This is a genomic window from Lachnoclostridium sp. An118 (assembly GCF_002160985.1).
In the GTDB taxonomy this organism is placed as follows: Bacteria; Bacillota; Clostridia; order Lachnospirales; family Lachnospiraceae; genus Claveliimonas; species Claveliimonas stercoravium.
Genome location: NZ_NFLQ01000007.1, coordinates 101,353 through 123,477, shown reverse-complemented (window position 1 = coordinate 123,477; position 22,125 = coordinate 101,353). Strand labels below are relative to the sequence as shown.

Here is a 22,125-nt window from a genome sequence, read left to right as displayed (position 1 = left end):
CTACTCCACATTCGCGTCCGCATCCCAGCAGAAGGATGCCTCAAACCTTTTCCTTATCCTCCTGTCCTGCAGGAACAGCAGGAGGGGCGCATAGGCGTCCCGACCGGAAATCCAGCCTGCCCCGCTTTCCAGGAATTCCGGGAAGCAGCGCCTGTAGTCCCGGACAAAATCCAGGACTCCCTTCTGGATCCGACGGATCTCACCTGCATGCTTTTCCCGCCTTCCATACCGGAATACCACCTGCCCCTCCTCATCCAGGGCAAACCCTTTGAGTCCCGGGGAGGGGGAGGTAAATAAAAGCTCCATGTAGAGGTTATGCTTTTCTCCCAGATTATGGAATTTCCACAGATCCCTGTTCTTGCTCTGGGAAAAGAGATAGCTGTCCATCTGGCCGGAGAAGAAAAATCCCTCCGCCGTGTCCGGGGACGCACTGTAGACAGTGGCCGTCCCCGCCAGGGTGCCATAGACCCGGCAGGGGAGCCCCAGGACCCGGCGCAGGAACACATCCAGGGAGGACGCCCCACTGCCGGCCCAGCCCACGTCCACCGCCGCCATGGCGGCCGCTCCCGCCGAGAGCCCTGCCAGGTATTTCCCTGCAGCCTCCCTCTCCCTGTCATAGAAAGCCTGCACCTCATCCCACCTGGAAAGCAGGAACCCGCGGCAGGCGCCTGCTCTCCCGGCTGTCAGCAGGTCCTCCGGCCTCCAGCCCCGCTGCCGGCAGGCCTCCTCCAGGAGGAAATCCAGGTCCATGCTGGCAAAGATCTGCCGGAGGGTATAACCCTGGTCTGTCTTCTGATAAAGGAAACGCTGGAAAAATCCGTGGCTGCTGATGCCGGAGAGGAGCCGCGAAGCCGCGCTCCTCGACCAGAGCACATAGCAGGTATCCTCCCCCGGATAGAGGAGGTCATACACCCATTTCAGCACCTCGCCATCCCGGGAGAGGAACCAGAGCCTCCGGATCCCCCGGTCACGGACAAATCTGTGTATGAACCGGCAGTATCCCAGGGCAAGCAGGCCGCCGTACACATAGCCGTACTCGTAAAAGGCGGTGTAGCTCTTCAGCCCGCAGTGGAGCCGGATGTTGACAAGGCCCGCATACATGCTGCCGGTCACGGCGGACATATCCCTTGCCCGGTACGGTCCTCCGGCCTCCTGCGGCCCCGGGTACCAGAGGGCCGCTATCCCGGCCTTCTCCGCCATGCGCACGTCCGAATGGAGATTGTCTCCCACATGGATCACGCTGGGCTCCTCCCCTGTATCTGCTCCTCCCAACCTCTCCTGCATCTCCCGGTACAGGTCTCCCCTCCACTTGGACCTGCCGGACCGGCAGGACACGAAACAGCCGTCAAAGCAGCCGAGCCCCTTCTCCTCCACAAGCCTTTGGATAAACTCCCCCTCCAGATACATATCGCTGGTCAGGATGACCTTCTTTCCTCCTTTCCGCAGCTTCTCCAGGACCGGAGTAAAGTAGGGATTCGCCTGGCAGTACTGACTCTCCAGGTCCATCTCCGCCCTCGCTCCCTCCACCGCGTCTGTCCCTGTCATGGCGGACAGGACCCTCCAGATCGCTCCGAGGGTCACCTCCCCGCTCCCGCCCCTTTTTAAAGCTTCCTCCCTTGCCAGGCGCTCCGCCTCCACCCGAAGATACCGGAAATCCGGGACAGAGAGCCTTATCCCCAGCAGGTAGAACAGATCCGCAGGCTCCCGGAAGGGGCGCAGGAGCAGCGTGTCAAAGACATCAAAGGATACCACGTCAAAGGAAAGCAGTATTTCTGCTGTCTCCTGCCAGGAGGGGAGGCCGGCAGTGCCTGATTCCGGCAGGCGCAGGCGCCTCCTCTCGTAGAAGCCGTACCCCTCCGGGAACCGCAGCTCCCGCCTCCACCCCGCATAGTAGAGTGCGTTCGACCACAGAAGTGCCGCCGCGGCCATCCCCCTTCCGGCCGCACCCGGGTGCTCCTTCCGGAGGCGCTGGTACCTCCCTGCGATCCCCGGCACTCTATTCACCAGCAGCCTGTACATCCTGCGCTTTACATTTTCTTTCATCTCCCCACTTCCTTTCTCCGCTTCCCCCAATCCGTGTACGCCGCACACACCTCCCCGGGCTCCCCGTCCATCCGCTGACGGCCCTTCTCTATCCACAGGGCCCGGGTGCAGTTCTTCCGCACCGTGTCAACAGAGTGGGATACGATCAGCACCGTGGCTCCGCTGTGTATCATCTCCTGGATGCGCCCGGCGCTTTTTTCCCGGAAGAACATATCCCCCACGCTGAGCACTTCGTCCAGGATCAGGATACCCGGCGTCTCTCTGGCCGTGGCAATGGCAAATCCGAGCCTGGAGACCATACCGGAAGAAAAATTCTTCACCTTCTGTTCCATGAACCCCTCCAGCTCCGCAAACTCCACGATCTTCCTGTATTTCCTCCTGATGAAATCCCTGCTGTACCCCAGCAGGGCGCCGCTCAGATAGACATTTTCCCGGGCCGTCAGCTCCCGGTCAAAGCCCGTCCCCAGAGTGAGGAGCTGGATGCTGTCCCGGTCTGCCTCCACCTGCCCTCTCGTCGGAAGCAGGGCGCCTGAAATGATCTTAAGAAGAGTGCTCTTCCCGGAGCCGTTTGTCCCGATGATCCCCAGCACCTCTCCCCTTCTGACATCAAAGCTGATATCCTCCAGAGCCCTCAGGACTCTGGTCCGGTTCCTTCCTCTGAGCGCTCCTATGACATATTCTTTAAAGCTGGAAGCCCCTTCCACAGGCACTTTATAATACATGCTCACATGGCGCACGGCTATGGCCGGCCTTTCTTCTCTTCTTTTCTCCACGCTTCCCACCTTCCTTACAATTTCTGTATTACTCTGTTCTGGCTCTTCCAAAACACGACCCTGCCGGCCCCGTACATACCGGCTCCCCACAAAGCAATACGAAGGAGGACCATGGCCGGGGGCATCCTCCCGTAGAGGAGACAGTCCCTGGCCCCTGCGATAAAGTTGTACACCGGGTTCTGCCAGATCACCGCCTGCATGGTCCTGGGCAGCAGCTCCAGAGGGTAAAACAGGGCGGACAGATACATCCACAGTGTCAGGGCCACCCCGTACAGGTGACGTATATCTCCGAAAAAAACATAGAGGACAGAGAGGACATACCCCATACCCAGGGAAAATAAAAAGAGGAACAGGACGATCACCGGAAAGACAAGCGCGCTCTCCCTCAGCGGTATCCGGAACACAAGGAGCATGACCGCATAGGCTGCCAGGGAATACAGAAAATTTACAAAAGCCGTCACCACCCTTGAGAGAGGGAACACGGACCTGGGAAGCCGCACCTGAAGGAGCAGGGCCTGGTTGTCTGCCAGAGCGGTCATGGCCGTGTTTGTGGCCGCAGTAAAAAAGCTCCATATCAAAAGGCCGGTCAGATAGTAGACCGGATAGTCCTCTATAGATTTTCGGAACATGGTGGAGAATATCATGGACAGGACGGCCATGGACAGGAGAGGGTTCAGCACGCTCCACAGGATCCCCAGCCTGGAGCGGCTGTATTTCCTTTTCATCTCTCTTGCCACAAGCTGTCCTGTCACAAAATATAGATGTCCTCTCATCTTTTTTTCCTCTCTCTCATCTGTTTCCTGTAGTACAGGGCATATTTGTACAGGCGGTTGTGCCAGAGATGGCGTCCCACATGGCGCCCGCACAAAAGGATAGAGCCCTCCATCCAGGCGCTCTCGTGGACCGGCTCCCTGCGCAGCCCGCTCATGGAAAGCCCTCTGGCAAGGAACCTGTTTTCTCTGATCTGCTCCTCACTAAGAGGCGCCGCCAGAGTCTCCCCGCCATCCAGCACATCGTCGGAAAAAGCCATGCCTCCAAACACCTCCGCCTCTTTCCGCGTGGGCCTTGCCATCAGCCGTGCCAGCCTTCTCTGTGCGTCTCCCGGCTCCTGGATATGCCAGTCCAGCAGTCGTTCCGGCAGGCTTTCCTTCTCCGCCCCCGCCTGCTCCTCCACCTCCCGCGTGACACAGTCCAGGATAGCCCCGTTCCCAGGCCGCACCTCCTCCCGGAGTGGAGCCACCCCCTCTTCTGTCCTCTCATATCCGATGCACATGCCCTCAGGCTGACTGAATACACTCTCAAACAGGCAGTTGGAGAAATAGACTTTCCTTTTTATCCTTCCTTCCGGGCCAAAATAATATACATGGTAATCCCTGGGGTCCGCCTTTTCCGGGATGTGGTACAGTCCATAGTAAAAGCCCTCCAGCTTTCCTCTGTAGCTCATGGAATCCAGAAGCCGGTTCAGCGTAAGCTGCATGCTCCCTGTCCATCCGCTGTCTGCCACAGCATACCGGACAGGCTCCAGAAGCCCCTCCTGGATGATCCAGGCGGATGCAGGCCCGTAGGCTTCCCCCGCATGCCTGTACACATAGCTCCAGAACAGCTCTCCCTCCATGAGGCTCTCCCGCAGCCTGTCTATTTCCCTGTAGGGAAGGATCCTGTCCAGCTCCGTTTCCCTGCCAAGCTCCTCCGCAGCTCTTCTGACCTCCCCGTCATCCAGACCGCCTCTTTTCAGGAGCTTTTGCAGCGTCACATCCACCCCTCCCACACAGATCTGGTCCGCTATCTCCTGCTTCTCCATGAGAGAAAAGCAGGGAATCCTGAGGGCATATCTGGAACAGCAGAGATACCGGCAGTCGACAGCCGGCTCCACGGCCCGGCTCAAGATCCTGGCGGCCCGGTACATGGGCCACCCATCTCTGGCAAGAAAATAGACCCGCCGGATGTTTCTCTCTCCGGCGGATCTTAAGATCCACTTCACAAACTCGACCATGGCAGGCGCCAGTATCTCCCTGGCACAGCTGCGCACCGTCTCCATCACTGCATTTTCTGTGGTATGGGTCCTGTCCATATCCGCTCCTCCCCTCTGCACACCGCCTGCCGCCTTTTCAGCCATCTTCCCGCCATCCGCGGGACAAGCCCCGCGGCCAGCGGGCGGAAGCGGCACAGCCAGGCTTTTCCCCCTGTGAGTCCGAGAGCCTGAAAGCCTTCTCTGCGAAAGCGCATCTCATCCAGACGGTAACAGAATCTTCTCTTTTTCCAGCTGTCCTTCCCCTCCCGGTAACAGATCAGCTTCTCCTGGAGATTATACCCATAACAGCCCAGAATATGCAGTCTCACAAAAAGCTCGTAGTCCTCGCATCTCCTGACCTTCTCCGATTCATTGTAAAGCCCGCACTTTTCAAATACACTTCTCCTGAACATGACGGTGGGATGGATGTATGGAGAAAAGGGCAGGAAATCTTCTTTTTCCGGCTTTTCCTTCATCAGACGCTCCCCCCAGATACCGCCCTCATCGAAAAGCCAGGCTCCGGTCCCCACAAAATCATACTGTCCATTCAGCTCCAGGAACCGGACCTGTACTTCAAGCCGCTCTCGGAGGAGAAGGTCGTCCCCGTCCATCCGGGCGATATATTTCCCCCGTGCCTTCTCAATACAGCGGTTCAGCCCGCTGGCAATGCCTCTGTTCTTTTCGCTCTCAAGGTAAAGGATCCTGGCATCGCTCCTGGCCAGCTGCCGCATCTTCTCCGATGCGGCCTCATTGGAGCCGTCATTGTAGAGTAGTAGCTCAAAATCCGCAAAGGTCTGCTCCAGCACCGAGCCCACCGCCGCCTCAAGCTGACAAAAAGGACTGGGATCGTACACACTCATGATGACGCTGACTGCCGGTCTCTTCTCCATAACCTGTCTTCTCTTCATCCTCTGCCTCCTCCCCCCATACACCAATGCTCCTGTAAATTTCTTTCATTTTCTCTTCGGCCCTCTGCCGGGAAAACTGAAGACTCATCCTTCTTGCCTCCCTGCCCATGGCTGCCCGCAGATCCTTCCCCTGCCACAGCGCTCTGACTGCCCACGCAAACTCATCGGGTTTTCGCCCGCCGCACAGAAAGCCGTTCTCTCCCTGGCGGACATACTCCCTCGTCCCCCGGCTGTCTGCGGCCACTACCGGAAGGCCGCAGGCCATGGCCTCCAGGGCAGCCATCCCCAGTCCCTCCCTGAGGGAGGGAAAGAGGAAAAGGTCCGCCCCCTGCAGGAGGAAGTCCATGTCTCTCCGGAAGCCCATGAGCCTCACCCTGCCTTCCAGCCCTCTCCGCCTTATTTCCCTCTCCAGGAGGGGGCGCAGGGGGCCCTCCCCGCAGAGCACATACTGACAGGGGATATCTCCCAGCTCCTCCAGGGCGCGCAGGACAGTCTGACAGTTCTTTTCCCTGTCCAGGAGGGCTGCCGTCATCAGGCAGAGCTCTCCCTCCTTCACGCCCATGACTCTCCTCGCCTCCTGCCTCCTGCTCCGCTCCAGGCAGAATTTGTCTGTGTCTATTCCCGTCCCCGGTATCGCCTCCACCCTGCCGCCCTTCTTTAGGATAAACCGTTCGGCACACTGTCTGTCCTCCCTGTTGATCGTCACCAGCACATCTGTCAGCCGTGCCAGCACTCTCTCCACGGGATAAAAGAGGAGCCAGCTTGTGAGCGGTCCTCCCTTGTAGAAATGGAAACCGTGGGCTGTGTAGATCACCTGCACTTTTCTCCCGGAAAGCCGCGCGGCCAGCCTGCCCAGCACCCCGCCCACAGGATTGTGGCAGTGCACCACGTGGATCTCCTCCCTGCGGATGATGCGGACCAGCTCCGCAAGCGCACGAAAATTGTCTCTGATGCGTACAGGGGACTTTCTTATAGAAAGAGGATGCACTTTAATCTCATTTTCAGCAAAATACTCTTCATCAAACTCATAGGCCGGAAAATCAAAGTCCGACGCATAGTGTATCCGGGCCCCGGCCCTTCTCAGGATACCCACTGTATTTTTTTCAAACTGACACAAAAAACCAGCTACCGCTGTTACGATCAAAACATTCTTCTGCCTCACAGAGTCTCTCTCCCTTCTATATCATCCCTGACCAAAGCTGCTCTCCACTGCAGGAAGCCCCTCTTTTATCTCTCCCCGGTCCCCCCTGCTCCTGTCTCCGGCACATCTGTTTTCCCGCCGCAGCCTTAGTCTATCATCCGGAATGCAGACAATCCTTATGGTTTTTCTGGAAAAACATGTAGGAACCGGAAATCTGCGGGCCGGAGAAAATTTATAAAATTTTTAAGGGGATACCTCTGGCATTTTTCCAGTGTCCGTGCTATACTTAGTTTACAGATTTTTACGTAAACTTCTGGGTTTCTCGCAGACACAAGTCCTTATGAAAGACAGGAGGTGAACACATATGTCAAACGATGAGCTGCTGCGGTACATAGCGGAGCATATGGTGACAAAGGCGGATATCGCGGGGATGGCGACTAAGGACGATATCAAAGATATGGCCACCAGGGATGATCTCAAAAATTTGGTCACTAAGGATGAGCTCAAAAATTTGGCTACTAAGGATGAGCTCAAAAATTTGGCTACTAAGGATGAGCTCAGGGCTCTGGAAGCAAAGATGGCCACCAAGGACGAGCTCAAGGCTCTGGAAGCAAAGATGGCTACCAAGGATGATCTCAGGGCTCTGGAAGCAAAGATGGCCACCAAGGACGAGCTCAAGGCTCTGGAAGCAAAGATGGCCACCAAGGATGATCTCAGGGAAACGGAAAACATGATACTCACGGAGGTAGACCGTATCCAGGAGCGGTCTGAAGAGCACTACGCGGAGCTTTGCACCCGTATCAGAAATCTCGAGAACAAAGTCGTCGTGCGCTCAGAGCAGAGCACGATCAATCTGCTGGTAGAAGTCGTTTCTACTCTAAAAACAGATGTCGAATATCTGAAGGCCAAGATCTCATAACTATTCCCAATTATTGTTCTTTTTACTTGTTTTTCCGACACATGTGTCGTATAGTTATTTTACAGACACTTGTGTCGGCAAATTTGTGTACAGAAATGATTGATCGTTCTCATTATCATGACCAGGGAGGAACCTATATGAGCATACGCGGAGCCCAGACCAGGGAAAGGATCAAAAAGAAATCCCTTGCTCTCTTTTCGCAAAAGGGATTTAAAGAAGTAACCATGAAGGATATTTGTGAAATTACCGGGCTGAGCCGGGGCGGCCTCTACTGCCACTACAGCAGCACCGGACAGATTTTCCGGGAAATCATAGATGATCTCATGGGGCTGCAGGAAAATGAATTCCGCGCGAAGATCAAAATGGGTAAAAGCGCTGCTGACATACTGGACGATGTTCTGGACCGCTATGAGGCGGAAATGACAGACAGTTCCTCCTGCCTATCCCTGGCTATCTATGAATATTTCAGCAGTCCGGAAGCGGCCTCCGGGGAAAATCCCATCTCCCTCCAGTACCAGCGATCTGTGGACATGTGGACAGAGCTGATACAGTACGGCATGGGCCGGGGTGAATTTCGGCAGGTGGACATCCCTGCTGTGTGTGATCTGCTCCTCTTTTCCTATCAGGGTGTCCGGCTGTACAGCCAGATTGCTCCCACCGTCCGGTCTATCCCATCCCGCGTCACAGGGGAAATCCGAAAAATCCTGGTAAGGGACCAGATTGGAGCCCAAGCGGAAAAGGCCGGGACAGCTCTCATCAATCCTGCGGATGTCATACCCGGGATTCCCGGCTTTCCCAGAGTGTGCATCACCACCTTCTCGCAGGACATGATCGCACAGTTTGTCCGGGAAAATCCGGTCCGGGTAATTGCATCCCTGAAAACCGCCAACGGAGAGCTGCCGGTGTATGAGGTGTCTGCCGGAGGGAAAAAAGCGGCCCTTTTTCTCTCCCGCGTGGGAGCTCCCGCCTGCGCCGTGGGACTAGAGGAGGTCATTGCCATGGGTGCGGAGAAGATCATCCTCTTCGGGAGCTGCGGAAGCCTGGATGAAGCAAGGACAAAGGACCGGATCATCCTCCCCTCCTCTGCCCTGCGGGACGAGGGCACCAGTTTCCACTACTGCCCGCCTTCCCCGGAGCTGACCACACCGGATCACTCTCTCACTTTTATGAAAAAAATCCTTGCAGAGCTGCAAATCCCCAGTGTCACCGGAAAAATCTGGACCACAGACGCCATTTACCGGGAGCTCGACTCCCAGGTTGCCCAGATGCGGTCACAGGGATGTCTGGCTGTGGAGATGGAATATGCGGCGGCTCTGGCCGTTTCCACCTTCCGCGGGGCAGAGCTCTACCCCTTCTTTTATAGTCTGGACAGCTTTGACGGAGACAGCTGGCAGATGAACGACCTGCCGGAATACGGCATCAAGAGCTGTGGAAAATTCTTCCGCATCGCTCTTGCCTGTGCCGGCCGCCTCGCCTCTGAGCAGCCGTGACCCTGTCGCCTTTCCTTTTATCTGCCGCCCGGCTCCTCCCTCTGGTACTCCAGTATGTCGCCGGGCTGGCAGTCCAGCACATCACAGATGGCATCCAGCGTGGAGAACCGGATGGCCTTCACCTTCCCTGTCTTTAAATTGGACAGGTTTACATTGGAAATCCCCACACGCTCGGACAGCTCATTCAGAGACATTTTCCGGTCCGCCATCACCCTGTCAAGTCGAAGTATAATGGACATATCTCTCACCTCACAATGTCTCGTCCGCTTCCTGCTGAAGCGCAGAGCCGTACTCAAAAATGTAGGACAGGCTGATGATCAGGCAGCCCACCAGCACCATCTTTCCGTCTACCAGTGAGACCTGCGCCCTCCCCAGCCCCAGAGCAGAGCACAGCAGCGGCAGGACAAGGGTGTAAACGAGCGAGTAGACAACCACAAGGAAACCGATCCTACGCACTGCCCTGCTGTTTTCCTTTTCAAAGGGCGTCTCCTGCTTCTCCACGTTCCGGAAAATACGCCTCACCAGCCAGAGTATCCAGGTGGTGACAGCGCCAAGAAGCACAGATACCGCCATCCCCGCCATAAAACAGAGCTTGGGAGAGCTACTGGCGGCATAGCTTAGGACTCCCTCCTGGAATTCAATCCTCTGTCCCGCCTCATAGGCTGCCACCCCGTAGGTCAGGCCTTCTGCTTCCATCAGAGTCAGCCGGAACGAAGACCCGGGCATGGTCCCTATGTAGATGGTCCATATTACCTTTGCCGCCAGAAAAAGAAGGGAGATCCAGAACAGGATGCGGAAGAGCATCCCAATCTCACTGCATCTTTTCTTCACCACATTTCCCGCGGTTTCTCTTTCTCCTATAAAGTTCATACCAAGTTCCTCCTGTATCTATATCGTCTCTTCCACCTCATTTTGACAGGCCAGCCCCACCCGGAGGATATATCCCAGTATCAGGCAGAGAAGTCCGATCACAAAGGGGAAGCCGTCAATCACAAAGACATCGGAAATCTTCAGTATATGCAGGCCCAACATGATCCTGTAGCCTGGCACAAAGGGAAAAACTATGGAGGCCACAGTCACGCTGATACCGCTCACATACATAGCCCTGTAGATTCCCTTTCCGAGAATTCTTTGTCCGTCATGCAGCCTTGCTGTCACACGTATAAGCGCTCCCGCCCAGAACCAGGACAGGACAGACAACAGCAATCCCCACAAAACAGCAGCCGCATTGTCTCCCGCCCAGACCTCCCGGTCCAGAAACCAGTCCAGATACATAACTGTGCAGCCCGCTATTATCACAAGAAAAATGATCGTCACAACCGTCAGTCTGCGGAACATCTTTCCGCCGGGAACATCCTGCTCCCGGCTGCAGTCCACCCTGATCTTCTCATCCATACATATCTCCTCCTCTCCTGTCTTGGTCCTTCTCCACGGTTTTAATCCGCTTCGCTCATTTTATCATCTACATCCAGTATAGCGGCATATTTTATGAATTACAATATATTTTTAATGTTAAACATTAATTTTTATTCGTAATACATAATCAAGGCTGTCTGTAAAAACAAAGCATGGTAAAACAATACATAAAAGGCAGGCCGCCCGGGGAAATCCCGCGGGCTGACCTGCCTGAAAGGAGAAAATGTCTTCACTTACTTATCTTTTAATATTGAAAGCCCCAAAGCCCGGGTAGACCGCTGCGTCTCCCAGCTCCTCCTCGATCCGAAGGAGCTGGTTGTACTTGGCCACCCGCTCGCTCCTGCTGGGAGCCCCGGTCTTTATCTGGCATGTGTTCATAGCCACCGCCAGGTCCGCGATGGTGGTGTCCTCTGTCTCTCCGGAGCGGTGGGATGAGATAGCCGTGTAGCCAGCCTTGTGTGCCATCCTGATGGCCTCCAGCGTCTCGGACACGGAGCCGATCTGGTTCAGCTTGATGAGGATGGAATTGCCGCATCCAAGACCAATTCCTTTTTTCAGGCGCTCCGTGTTTGTCACAAAAAGGTCATCTCCCACAAGCTGCACCCTTCCGCCCAGCTCCTCTGTCATCATCTGCCAGCCTTCCCAGTCCTCCTCGTCAAGGCCGTCCTCGATGGAGTAGATAGGATATTTGTCGCACAGGCTCTTCCAGTGGGCTACCAGCTCGGCAGATGTAAATTTCTTTCCGCACTTGGGAAGCACGTACTCGCCCTTTGTGCCGCTCTTCCACTCGCTGGACGCCGCGTCCATGGCCAGGACAAAATCTTTTCCCGGCTCATATCCGGCCTTCCGCACAGCCCGGAGGATGTACTCGATAGCCTCCTCGTCGCTTGCCAGGTCAGGGGCAAATCCCCCCTCGTCCCCCACAGAGGTGGCCAGGCCGTTCTCCATCAGGAGCGCCGCCAGGGCGTGGAACACCTCCGTGCACCAGCGCAGACCCTCCCGGAAGCTGGGGGCTCCGGCAGGCATGATCATAAACTCCTGCACGTCCACTGTGTTGGCCGCGTGAGCGCCGCCATTTAAAATGTTCATCATAGGCACAGGGAGACGGTTGCCGCCCGCCCCGCCCAGGAACTTATAAAGAGGGAGCTCCAGGGCGCAGGCCGCTGCCCTTGCGCAGGCAATGGAGACTGCCAGGATGGCGTTGGCCCCCAGCTTTGACTTGTCCTTCGTGCCGTCCGCCTCTATCATGGCCCTGTCCACAGCGTAAATATCGGAGGCATCCATCCCCTTCAGCGCGTCGTTGATCACTGTATTGATATTTTCCACTGCCCTGGAGACGCCCTTTCCGCCGAATCTTGCCTTGTCGCCGTCCCGCAGCTCCAGCGCCTCAAACTCCCCCGTGGAAGCACCGCTGGGAGCGGCTCCCCTTGCGGTGGTGCCGTCCGCCAGATACACCTGAGCCTCCACAGTAGGGTTGCCTCTCGAGTCAATGATCTCCCGGCCTGTTACTTTTTCAATTTCTAAAAAATCCATTGTTCCTTCTGTCCTTTCCCATGGGACTCCCTTTTGCCCTGCCTGCCAAGGATGCGGGCAAAAGGAGCTGTCCATGATTTATCCACACACAGTTAGTAAATACTAACTATATGTATCGTACCAGAAGAAAGATGGATCATCAACCTATTAATTGAGAACTTTTCTCAAGTAATTTTGTATGTCTCATTATTTAGTGAAAATAGTGGTCGCCAATGCGGATGCCGTAATTTCCGTTTCCAAAGGAGAGACATCCCTCCACCGGGTCACTGCCTGCCAGGGCGTCCGCCGCGGCCTGCAGAGCAGTCTGGGTATAGCTGCCGTTTGCCAGGACCTGGTCCAGCCACCCGGTCATGGCAGGTCCGAACTGACCGGACTGATAGATGACTTCACGGATGGAGCCCGGATAAGCGACGCTGTTCACCCGGTTCATGACCACGGCTCCCACGGCCACCTGTCCTTCGTAGGGCTGGTTGCCGGCCTCGCAGAAGATCAGGGCTGCCAGCAGTCTCTGGTCCGCCTCCCTGGCCTGGCGCGCAGCCTCCTCTGCCGCTTTCCTGGCCTCCTCCGCCTGTCTGGCAGCTTCCGCCTGGGCCTTCAGCTCCTCTTCTCTCTGAGTCTTCTTCTCTACAGCAATCTCTCTGGCAGTCTCTGTCATTGTCTGGGCTATCTCATCTTTCAGCACGCTGCCCTCTGCCGTGAGCGCACCGCCGTCTCTCCCCTGGTCCGGCGACATGGCATAGCTGGTAAATCCGGCTGTACAGAAGGTACATGCTGTCATCACAGCTGTGGCACAAAATAGGCTTTTCATCCTCATTAATTTCATATACTCCTCCTGATCTCCTGTAATATTCTTACATTTGTTTTATATTTATATGCACTTTATTGCACATGTATTACGAATATTACAAAAATGTTACGCCGGCTATTCTACTATAAACTCTCCAAGCTGTCAACTTTTTTATTTCCTACCCTGGCCCCTCACTTGTTTTCCCTGGAAAACTGCACAATATTTCTCCCAAAAATGTGGGACTTATGATAGACTGGAATAGGAATTTTGGCTTTTGGGAAAGGAAATCATTATGAAATTTGAAAATATTATTTTCGATGTGGACGGAACTTTGTGGGATACCACCAAAACTGTGGCAGACTCGTGGAATCACGCAGTTGAGACGCTGGGCTATCCCCCGGCGGGCATCACCGGAGAGCAGCTGAAAAACGAATTCGGGAAGACGATGGACGTGATCGCGGAGGATCTCTTCCCCCACCTGCCCCTGCCTGAGCGGGACGTGCTCATGGAGGCCTGCTGCCGGTACGAGGACGAATTTCTGGAGAGGCTGGATATCCCACCCCTCTATCCGGATATCCGGGAGACCATCGCCGCCCTCTCCGGGACCCACAGGCTCTTTATCGTCAGCAACTGCCAGAGCGGCTATATCGAACTTTTTCTCAGGAAGACCGGCCTTGAAAAATATATCACAGATATAGAATGCTTTGGCAACACAAAAAAGACAAAGGGCGAGAACATCCGTCTTGTCATGGACAGAAATGTCCCCGGCAGCACCTGCTATGTAGGCGATACTGCCGGGGACCAGAAGGCTGCCGCACAGGCGGGCATCCCTTTTATCTTTGCTTCTTACGGATTTGGCCAGGTGGCGGAAAAGGACTGCCTCGCCTCCATCTCCTCCATCCGGGAGCTGCCGGAGCTGGCCGGATAAGCGCTCCCCTACAGGGCGCTGTGTATGATAAGACTCCACACAGGGATGGCCACCACTGAGAGAAGGGTGGTAAGGACAACGCACTGGGTCGCGAACTCTTCATCCCCGTGGTACTTCATGGCCAGGATGGCTGTGGTCGTTCCTGCGGGCATGGCCGCAAGGGTCACGGAGACCCCGGCCACAACGGAGTCAATGCCGGCAAGCCAGCACCCCGCGAACACCACAGCCGGGATAAATACCAGCCGGACAAAGGAGTAGAGCACCGTAGTCTTTGTCAGGATATGGCGCATATCCGCATCTGTCAGGATGGTCCCTATGAGGATCATGGTGATAGCCGTGGTGCAGCCCCCCACATTGTCAATGGCAGAGCTCAGGAAGCCGGGCAGCTGTATCTGAGTCACCATCAGCACGATACCGATTTCCACCGCCACGATACAGGGATGCTTCAGCACCTTTTTTACCACTTCCCTTTTGCTGGGGGACTCGGTGAAATAGGAGACCCCCGCCGACCACATGACGATCCGCTGGGGGATCAGATAGACGGAGGCGTACAGAAGGCCGATGGAGCCGTAGAGTCCCTCCGCCACCGGATTTCCGAGAAAGCCTGCATTGGAGCAGACCGTGGCGTACTGGAGGACCATCTTTTTCTCTCTTGGCACCCTCCGGTAAAACACAGCGCTCACAAAGGTACAGAAAATCTGTATCAGTATGGAGATGACAAGGATTTCCAGCTCCGCCACAAACACCGACTTGTCCATGGGCATGTAGAAGGCGGATATGATATTGCAGGGGAGGATCAGATCGATGACAAGGTCCGTCATCATGCCCTTGCCCTCTTTTGTGATAATATTCATTTTTCTCAGGACGACCCCCACAGCCATGAGAAGAAACATCATGACCTGGAGGTCAAAAAGCCCGTCTATCTTCATTTATGCTCATCCTTTTTGCTGTATATCACTCTGTTATGCTCTCCGTCATCCAGCACATGGACGCCGTGGAAGCTCTGGATGTACTGTTTGAACTGGGAATACCCGTAATCCCGCACCTTAAAGTCCCCGAATTTATTCCGTATCCGGTTCCCCAGGACGCTCAGGAAAATGCCGTGTTTCCCGCTGTCCTTGATCTGCTTTAAGATAAACTCCTCAATCTGCTCTCTCCTGCTCTTGTCCTCAAAGAGCGTCACTGTGATCTGGGAGCCGGACTGTATCAGCTTCAGCTTAGGGCAGGATTCCAGGAACCGGGACAGAAGGCTGTATCCATAGCGGCGGACGTCAAAATCCGGGTACAGCTTCACAAGACGGCTTCCCACCTCTCCAAGGCCGGTCTTCCTGTCATCGTTCTGGTTCTCCGTGATAATGCGGATGACCGCCTCCTCGATCTGGCTCCTGTCCACCACATCACTGTCTCCCATATTCTCCTCCATGAGAAGCTCCAGCACGGTGAATATGTCACATGCCTTGCGGAAAGGAGCCGGCGTCTTGTTCTCGCCCATCCCGATGACTGTCTTGCCGCTCTCCCTCAGGCGGCTGGCCAGCTTGGTGAAATCACTGTCGCTGGACACAAGGCAGAAGCCCTCCAGCTCGCTTGTATACAGCATGTCCATGGCGTCAATGATCATAGCCGAGTCTGTGGCATTTTTCCCGTGAGTGTAGCTGAACTGCTGGATGGGAGTGATCGAGTTGTTTAAAAGCTCCTCCTTCCACCCTGAATTGTTGGTGCTGGTCCAGTCCCCGTAAATCCTTTTATATGTCACTTTTCCGTATTTTGAAAGCTCATCCAGTATGGGCTCAATGTACCTGGACGATACATTGTCCGCATCGATGAGCAGTGCAAACCTGTCTTCCACGCCTGTTACCTCCAATTAGATCATTCCGTTCTGAATAACACATTCTTATTTATTATAGCAGAATTTTCCGGCCATACATAGTAAAATGTGCTTAAAAGCATTTTCAAAAAACACGTCGGGCCACTCTTGTCATCTGGTTTTGGATACTATATAATAGATACATTGAGGTGGTGAAACTATGACAATTGACACAAAAGATATGCTGAACAGTATCCTGCAGAGCCTCTCCCGCATCGACTACGTGAAGCCTCAGGATATTCCGAATATTGACCTGTACATGGACCAGGTCACGACCTTTATGGAGAGCCAGCTCGGCTCCACCCGCCGGCACGGCGAGGACAAGATACTGACGAAGACCATGATCAACAACTATGCAAAGAACAATCTCCTCCCCCCTCCGGTGAAAAAGAAATACTCCAAGGAGCATGTGCTGGTCCTGATCTTTATCTACTATTTTAAAAATATCCTCTCCATCAAAGATATCGAGACGCTCCTTAAGCCTCTCACAGAGAAATATTTTCACAACGGGGAGGATTTTGACATCACATCTGTTTATGAGGAGGTGTGCAGTCTGGAGAAATCCAGGATTGACCATCTGGCTAAGGATATCGCAAAAATGTACAGCACATCTGCCGAGACCTTCCAGGACGCGCCGGAGGAGGACCGGGAATCCCTTCAGCTCTTCTCCTTCATCTGCAGCCTTGCCTTTGATGTCTACGTAAAAAAACTCCTCATGGAAAAGCTGATCGACCAGCTTCCCGGCTCTGAGGAGAAAAAATAGGCCCCTGTCTAAAAGAAGATTGCCGCCAGGCAATCTTCTTTTTTATCTCTACTCTTCTTTTTTATTGATCCTCTCAAATACCATGTCGTAGCCGTCGTTCCCGTAGTTTAGGGAGCGGTTTACCCTGCTGATGGTGGCTGTGGAGGCCCCGGTCTTGTCCGCGATCTCAAGATAGGTCTTGTGGTCCCGCAGCATCTTGGCCACCTCGAACCGCTGCGACAGGGAGAGCAACTCATTGATGGTACAGATATCTTCAAAAAATATATAACACTCTTCTTTATCCTTCAGACTCAGTATGGCGCTAAAAAGATAGTCAACCGCCTCCGTCCTGATTTTTTTGCTCATATTTATTCTCTCCTCCGAAACGAAATTCATTATGCGTATATTTTAGCACACTAAATTCATAAAGTCCATAGGGAGGCGGGATTATTTTCCCTTCGAGCAGAAGGCCGTTATCTCAGGGCATTGCGCTTCAGTGCGGACATCAGCTTATCCAGGGACGTATTGGCCACAAGCTCCTCCGGGAAATCCGCCTCGGCCAGGAGCCTAGCCGAATACTCGGTGTTCGCAATGTCCAGATCCACGTGAGCATCGCTTCCAAGAGTTACCATTGTGCCGTACTTTTTACAGCAGCGGAGCATTTCCAGGGCATTGTCGTGGGTATTCTCCCGGAAGCCTCCCGGCCGGAGGGATGAATTGTTTATCTCCAGGAGAGTCCCCGTCTCCCTGGCCGTCCTGGCAAGCACCTCATAGTCCGGCCCATAGCGCCCGTCATCGGGGTGCCCGATAATATCGATATAATCCTTTTTCATGGCATTGACATAGGCCCTGGTGTTCTCCTCCCTGCCGCTGGTCTTTCCGTAGCAGGGCGGGTGGATGCTGGCCAACGCTATATCAAGCGACCGGATCGTCCGCTCCGGCAGATCCACCGTGCCGTCCTCGTCCAGTATATTCAGCTCCACACCAAACAGGAGCCTCAGATTCCCCAGTTTCCTTGGAACAACCTTCAGGTTCTGAAAATAGTAAAGGCCGCAGCTTCCAGGCATCTCCGGGGCGTGCTCCGTGATGGCAAGTCCCTCCAGTCCCCTGCTTGCAGCCATGGAGGCCATCTCCCGGATCGTATTGTAGGCATGGCCGCTGGCAATAGTGTGGGTGTGGGTATCAATCTTAACTTCCATCTCTTCCTCCTTATCTCTATCTGTCGTTTCTATACTGTTTCCTCCGCACGGATAAAGTATAAAATTCCTCTGTCCGGAAATCATTATAACGTATCTATTTTTATTTAGCAAATAAAGGAGGTCCCAGTCACATGAGCAGGGAAGAAAAGAAGAACGCATCGCAAAAGAAGGAGGACAGAGACAACCAGTCCATCATCGACTCCTACGACTACATCTCTGGCGCCGCCTCAGCCGGCGACTGCACCGGGCTGATCCCATCCGGGCCGGTCTCGGAGGCAGAGAGGGAGTCCTACCAGGACCTGTACGCCTACCAGTATCTCCCGCCCAAATTCCCACCAAAGAAAAAGTAGGGAAACACATCCTTCCTTCCCGGCATATAGTAAGGAAAAAAGGATTTGTATCACTATGGCAGATCAGACACTTGTACCAGTAAGCGGCGTGATCCAGCGCGTCACTCCGCTGTCCGGAGACTGCTGCTCCCTGCAGGTCTCCATCATAAACAACAGCGGAGTATCCAATTTTATCGTCAGCCCGTCCACCTACGTCATCCAGGAGGTCCGACTGCGGGCCGGTATGCTGGTGACAGCCTTCTACGACAGCAATCTGGCGATTCCTCTTGTGTATCCGCCGGAGTACCAGGCCGTCATCATAGGCCGGAAAAACGCCAACGAGACCATTTACGCCGGCTGGTTTGACGAGGACCTGCTGGCAGTGGACCAGTCGCTGGAGCTGAATGTGGGGCCCTCCACACAGATCATGACATCCAACGGCCAGAGATTTAACTGCAGTCTGGAGGGACAGCTCCTCATCGTCTACTACTCCGCCTCCACTATGAGCATACCGCCCCAGACCACGCCCAGGCGCATTATCGTCGTGTGTTAGCACTTCTCCTCCTCCCGCATATACTAAACCACCAGTATTTTTAAGGAGGAATTTATGAAAAAGCGTCTGTTTACGGCAATGCTTGCCGCCGTCCTGGCTCTTTCCTCCCTGGCCGGCTGTTCGGCCGGGAAGAAGGAAGACGGCACTGCCGCCGGTCAGGCCGGCGGCAGTTCGAAAGAGCCTGCAAAGGTGGTGCTGAACGAGGTGGCCCACTCCATCTTCTACGCACCCATGTACGTGGCCATCGAGGAGGGATACTTTGAGGAGGAGGGCATCCAGGTGGAGCTGGTGAATGGCTTTGGCGCCGACAAGACCATGACCGCTGTCCTCTCCGGTGAGGCGGATATCGGCTTCATGGGGTCGGAGGCCTCCATCTACACCTACAACGAGGGGGCGCAGGACTATGTGGTCAACTTCGCCCAGCTGACCCAGCGGGCCGGAAACTTCCTGGTGGCAAGGGAGCCTGTGGAGGATTTCTCCTGGAAGGACCTGAAAGGACATCTCGTCCTCGGGGGAAGAAAGGGCGGCATGCCGGAGATGGTGTTCGAGTATATCCTGCGCCAGAACGGCATAAATCCGCAGAAGGACCTGACTATAGACCAGAGCATTGATTTCGGCTCCACTGCGGCGGCCTTTGCCGGCGGTCAGGGGGATTTCACGGTGGAGTTCGAGCCCGGAGCCACCAGCCTTGAGCAGGAGGGAAAGGGCTACGTGGTGGCCTCTCTTGGCACTGACAGCGGCTACGTGCCCTACACCGCCTTCTCCGCAAAAAAGAGCTATATAGAGGAGAACCCGGATGTGATCCAGGGCTTTACCAACGCCCTCCAGAAGGGCATGGACTATGTGCAGAGCCACACCCCGGAGGAGATCGCGGGCATCATCGCTCCTCAGTTTGAGGAGACGGACCTGGATACCATCACCACCATTGTGACCCGCTACTATGACCAGGACACATGGGCCGACAATCTGGTGTTCTCTGAGGACAGCTTCGATCTTCTCCAGGATATCCTGGAGGATGCAGGGGAGCTGGAAAAGCGGGCCCCCTACGAGGACCTTGTCACCACAGAGTTCGCCCGGGAGGCGGCCGGATAGCTGGCAGACCATCCTGCTGTGCAGGCTGATCATATATATCGCCGTCCTTTTTGCGTCATCCCGGCGCATGGGGGACGGCCGGGCAGGCGGCATCGCTACGATGCCCCTGCCCTTTTGCTGCCGGTTTCTGAAGAAAATCTTATGACTTTATAAAGCTTCTGTGTCTTTGCTTGCATCCCGCACACATACATTATAGAATAATCCTGTTAAAAGGAGGTATACATATGAACGGAAGATCATACAGTGACTTTTTTGACGACGACTTCGAGGTGGTCTACGAGGAGGACCTGCCCGAGATCCATATAAACGGTGACAGCGACGACCGGAAGGACCGCTGTGACCGCAGCTATGATGACTATGACGATGATGAGGATCCCATCGATGATGACGAGGACGAGGAATATGACAGCCGCAGGGACTCCGGGCGCCGGAGGGGCAGGGACTCCGGCGCCGGGAAAGAAAAAGAAAGGCGCTCCGGAAGGGGCCTCCAGGAGGACGGAAGGCACAGGTCTCGCTCCAGGAGCAGACACAGTGTCCTCTCCCCCGTAAAAAAGACAGCCCAGACAGGAGCCCGGGTCGCGGCACGGCTGATACAGATGGTCTGCAGGGCAGCCACCCTTGTGCTGATCGCAGTCATCACCTTTATCCTGGCCTCCCACTTTCTGGAGGGGCTCTTCACCTACGGCAATCCGGCCACAGCCGTTGCGGAGAGGAACTACATCATGGCAGCCTACGTCGCCTTTGCCCTCTTCCTCCTGCTCTTTGAGGCCATCTCATTCCTCTGGGCACTGACCGGTCCCCGGGTGGCAGAAAATGGCAGGCGGAGCTTCCAGAGCGACACCGGCAGGGGCATGTTCTCCTTCGTCCTGGTGGGCGCCGGGTCCATCCTGGCCTATGTACTGGCAGGCCTTATCCCCGGAACTCCCGCACCTCTGACAGGCCTCGCCGGAGCGGTGGAAATCTACGGCTCCCTCTCCGGCACCCTGGTGCCTCTGTGCATAGCAGGCGTTATAAGCTGCATTCTCCGGAAGCTTTTCTCCCGATAGCTCAAAGAGCTGACGCATACTACGCGTCAGCTCTTTTTGTGCGATACACCCGGAGGGCGACCGCCGTGCTTGCACGAGCGGGCAGCCGACGGGTAACGGCGCTGAACGTCCAGTGGACGTTCGCTTAGCGCCGACCGTAGCGGAGCGGAGACCATCGAACGGCAATGCCGAGAGATAAGCGAGGTATCGCGGTGAGCGGGTAGGGGAAGGGAGCTTCCCCTACCCGCTCGTCCTGTCCCAGAAGTAGTCATCCAGGGCATTCAGGTTTTCATCCGAGTGCTCAATCTCCCTGGCATAGCGCCAGGACATGCGGATCAGAGACTCCATGCCGGCACTGTCTCCCCGGACGTACCATTCCATCATCAGAAGCTCCTGTATCCACTGTGCGGAAAAGAAGGCCAGGCACACCTTGGCGTGGACCGCATCGTCGTACACCGCGCCGCAGAAGTAAGTGTAGATGAAGAACAGCGCCAGCTTTTCCAGCTTCTTGTCCCATGCTTCGCCCCCCGGTCCGTCCGCCTCCCGGCTCTCCCTGAAGGCGGCCCGTATCTCTTCATACTTTTCTTCCCCCGCCAGCAGCAGAAACGCCTTCTCCTCCCGCAGCAGGCTTTCCCAGGCAGGGTCCAGTCTCTCCAGCCCTCCCAGCACCTGCAGTTCCTCCAGCAGCCTGGCATGGCGGGACAAACGGGAAGGGCCCGCCCACCTTTCTTTCTCCGAAGGCGGCAGCCCAGGCTCTCCCGCTGACCGGATCCACTCCTCCATGCCAGGGTAGTCTCCCGCCTCCAGAAGAGCCTGTACCCCGCCTGCAAAGGACAGACAGGCCCTCTCTTTCTGCTCAAAGGACAGGTCCTGCCTCTGCAGCAGGGCGTACAGCACTTCCCTCGCGTCCACCAGCCTGGTGTAGAGAAGAAAGTCAAAGCCCTCCTCAAAGGTCTCCTCCTCCGGGGTGTCCTCTGTCACAAAGGTCAGGTCCCCTTCATCCTCCAGCATGATCCTGGCCGCCTCGGGACAGGAAAGAGAGAGGGAGTACTCCCGCACATTTTCAAACTCCTCCACATGTCTGGGGTACCGGGTGCAGGTCTCGCAGAGGGACTCCTCCCCCTTCTCTATGTAGAGGTCGCAGAGCCCCTCCCTATTCAGCATGGCGCATCTCCCTCCATACTGGCGGAAAGTGCCCTCCTGCCAGGATACGGACCTGGCCATCCTCCTGCCAAAGTCTCCCTGGTAGCCTCTGTATTTTTCCAGGGATGCCTCATCGATGACGATCTGCCATCCCTCGCAGCAGGAGGCGGGACATCTGCCCGCCACACACCTGAAGGTATCATAGTAAACAGGTCTTATATACCGCATA

The 22,125-nt window shown here is 55.4% G+C and carries 24 protein-coding genes; 8 read left to right on the top strand and 16 right to left on the bottom strand.

All coding sequences use genetic code 11. The features are described 5' to 3' along the window. From B5E62_RS08200 to B5E62_RS08175, 6 genes are read right to left on the bottom strand one after another with little or no spacing between them, the layout of a single operon-like run. The gene (locus B5E62_RS08200; RefSeq protein WP_087174125.1) at positions 1–2,043 is read right to left on the bottom strand and encodes an HAD family hydrolase; all 2,043 of its coding nucleotides are present in this window, start codon (positions 2,041–2,043) and stop codon (positions 1–3) included. After that, a complete protein-coding gene (locus tag B5E62_RS08195) occupies positions 2,040–2,816 on the bottom strand; it encodes an ABC transporter ATP-binding protein (RefSeq protein ID WP_330398069.1) in 777 nt (258 codons plus the stop codon). Before B5E62_RS08195 ends, B5E62_RS08200 begins: the two co-directional genes overlap by 4 nt. 14 nt (positions 2,817–2,830) lie before the next feature. Beyond that, a complete protein-coding gene (locus B5E62_RS08190) occupies positions 2,831–3,589 on the bottom strand; it encodes an ABC transporter permease (protein ID WP_087174124.1) in 759 nt (252 codons plus the stop codon). After that, positions 3,586–4,932: a hypothetical protein gene (locus B5E62_RS08185; RefSeq protein ID WP_143468826.1), complete on the bottom strand. Its 1,347-nt coding sequence runs from the start codon at positions 4,930–4,932 to the stop codon at positions 3,586–3,588. Before B5E62_RS08185 ends, B5E62_RS08190 begins: the two co-directional genes overlap by 4 nt. Further along, on the bottom strand, positions 4,854–5,735 hold the full coding sequence (locus tag B5E62_RS08180; RefSeq protein ID WP_087174122.1) for a glycosyltransferase family 2 protein: 882 nt from the start codon (positions 5,733–5,735) through the stop codon (positions 4,854–4,856). The genes B5E62_RS08185 and B5E62_RS08180 overlap by 79 nt, the downstream gene beginning before the upstream one ends. Next, positions 5,650–6,897 (bottom strand): glycosyltransferase family 4 protein, encoded by a 1,248-nt coding sequence (locus tag B5E62_RS08175; RefSeq protein WP_087174121.1) that lies wholly within the window; start codon positions 6,895–6,897, stop codon positions 5,650–5,652. Before B5E62_RS08175 ends, B5E62_RS08180 begins: the two co-directional genes overlap by 86 nt. 343 nt (positions 6,898–7,240) lie before the next feature. Between B5E62_RS08175 and B5E62_RS08170 the strand changes: the two genes are divergently transcribed. Then, a complete protein-coding gene (locus tag B5E62_RS08170; protein ID WP_087174120.1) occupies positions 7,241–7,795 on the top strand; it encodes a hypothetical protein in 555 nt (184 codons plus the stop codon). Positions 7,796–7,932: 137 nt separating this feature from the next. Next, positions 7,933–9,285, top strand: coding sequence for a phosphorylase family protein (locus B5E62_RS17525; RefSeq protein ID WP_330398068.1), 1,353 nt, complete (start codon positions 7,933–7,935; stop codon positions 9,283–9,285). Between the two features lie 17 nt (positions 9,286–9,302). On the opposite strand, the gene B5E62_RS08155 is transcribed toward B5E62_RS17525, so the two are convergent. The 5 genes from B5E62_RS08155 to B5E62_RS08135 form a co-directional block, all read right to left on the bottom strand. Beyond that, positions 9,303–9,524 (bottom strand): helix-turn-helix domain-containing protein, encoded by a 222-nt coding sequence (locus B5E62_RS08155; protein ID WP_087174119.1) that lies wholly within the window; start codon positions 9,522–9,524, stop codon positions 9,303–9,305. A 10-nt stretch (positions 9,525–9,534) separates the two neighbouring features. After that, entirely contained in the window at positions 9,535–10,155 is a 621-nt protein-coding gene (locus B5E62_RS08150; RefSeq protein WP_087174118.1) for a DUF2975 domain-containing protein, read from the bottom strand. Positions 10,156–10,173: 18 nt separating this feature from the next. Then, a complete protein-coding gene (locus B5E62_RS08145) occupies positions 10,174–10,680 on the bottom strand; it encodes a hypothetical protein (protein ID WP_087174117.1) in 507 nt (168 codons plus the stop codon). 258 nt (positions 10,681–10,938) lie between these two features. Then, positions 10,939–12,234, bottom strand: a complete 1,296-nt coding sequence (gene eno / locus B5E62_RS08140; protein ID WP_087174116.1) for a phosphopyruvate hydratase — start codon at positions 12,232–12,234, stop codon at positions 10,939–10,941. 190 nt (positions 12,235–12,424) lie between these two features. Beyond that, entirely contained in the window at positions 12,425–13,057 is a 633-nt protein-coding gene (locus B5E62_RS08135; protein WP_087174115.1) for a cell wall hydrolase, read from the bottom strand. A gap of 256 nt (positions 13,058–13,313) precedes the next feature. Here B5E62_RS08135 and B5E62_RS08130 point away from each other — a divergent pair, with 256 nt between their 5' ends. Next, complete coding sequence (locus B5E62_RS08130; RefSeq protein ID WP_087174114.1) at positions 13,314–13,949, top strand: HAD family hydrolase; 636 nt, start codon at positions 13,314–13,316, stop codon at positions 13,947–13,949. 8 nt (positions 13,950–13,957) lie between these two features. Here B5E62_RS08130 and B5E62_RS08125 read toward each other — a convergent pair whose 3' ends face one another. Both B5E62_RS08125 and B5E62_RS08120 read right to left on the bottom strand, forming a co-directional pair. Next, a complete protein-coding gene (locus B5E62_RS08125; RefSeq protein WP_087174113.1) occupies positions 13,958–14,878 on the bottom strand; it encodes an AEC family transporter in 921 nt (306 codons plus the stop codon). Beyond that, positions 14,875–15,795 (bottom strand): NYN domain-containing protein, encoded by a 921-nt coding sequence (locus B5E62_RS08120; RefSeq protein ID WP_087174112.1) that lies wholly within the window; start codon positions 15,793–15,795, stop codon positions 14,875–14,877. The genes B5E62_RS08125 and B5E62_RS08120 overlap by 4 nt, the downstream gene beginning before the upstream one ends. A gap of 178 nt (positions 15,796–15,973) precedes the next feature. On the opposite strand from B5E62_RS08120, the gene B5E62_RS08115 reads away from it, so the two are divergent. Next, the gene (locus B5E62_RS08115) at positions 15,974–16,576 is read left to right on the top strand and encodes a DUF1836 domain-containing protein (RefSeq protein ID WP_087174111.1); all 603 of its coding nucleotides are present in this window, start codon (positions 15,974–15,976) and stop codon (positions 16,574–16,576) included. A 48-nt stretch (positions 16,577–16,624) separates the two neighbouring features. Here B5E62_RS08115 and B5E62_RS08110 read toward each other — a convergent pair whose 3' ends face one another. Both B5E62_RS08110 and B5E62_RS08105 read right to left on the bottom strand, forming a co-directional pair. Further along, a complete protein-coding gene (locus B5E62_RS08110; RefSeq protein WP_033126950.1) occupies positions 16,625–16,921 on the bottom strand; it encodes a YerC/YecD family TrpR-related protein in 297 nt (98 codons plus the stop codon). A 107-nt stretch (positions 16,922–17,028) separates the two neighbouring features. Beyond that, positions 17,029–17,754 (bottom strand): phosphatase, encoded by a 726-nt coding sequence (locus B5E62_RS08105; protein ID WP_087174110.1) that lies wholly within the window; start codon positions 17,752–17,754, stop codon positions 17,029–17,031. Positions 17,755–17,885: 131 nt separating this feature from the next. On the opposite strand from B5E62_RS08105, the gene B5E62_RS08100 reads away from it, so the two are divergent. The 4 genes from B5E62_RS08100 (at position 17,886) to B5E62_RS08085 (ending at position 20,774) form a co-directional block, all read left to right on the top strand. Beyond that, positions 17,886–18,104, top strand: coding sequence for a hypothetical protein (locus B5E62_RS08100; RefSeq protein WP_087174109.1), 219 nt, complete (start codon positions 17,886–17,888; stop codon positions 18,102–18,104). A 55-nt stretch (positions 18,105–18,159) separates the two neighbouring features. Continuing rightward, a complete protein-coding gene (locus B5E62_RS08095; RefSeq protein WP_087174108.1) occupies positions 18,160–18,636 on the top strand; it encodes a hypothetical protein in 477 nt (158 codons plus the stop codon). A 54-nt stretch (positions 18,637–18,690) separates the two neighbouring features. Further along, complete coding sequence (locus B5E62_RS08090; protein ID WP_087174107.1) at positions 18,691–19,728, top strand: ABC transporter substrate-binding protein; 1,038 nt, start codon at positions 18,691–18,693, stop codon at positions 19,726–19,728. A 224-nt stretch (positions 19,729–19,952) separates the two neighbouring features. After that, the gene (locus B5E62_RS08085; protein WP_087174106.1) at positions 19,953–20,774 is read left to right on the top strand and encodes a hypothetical protein; all 822 of its coding nucleotides are present in this window, start codon (positions 19,953–19,955) and stop codon (positions 20,772–20,774) included. Positions 20,775–20,993: 219 nt separating this feature from the next. Here the strand turns inward: B5E62_RS08085 and fliB are convergent, their stop codons facing one another. Next, on the bottom strand, positions 20,994–22,124 hold the full coding sequence (gene fliB / locus B5E62_RS08080) for a flagellin lysine-N-methylase (RefSeq protein ID WP_087174105.1): 1,131 nt from the start codon (positions 22,122–22,124) through the stop codon (positions 20,994–20,996). Position 22,125 lies beyond the last annotated feature (1 nt).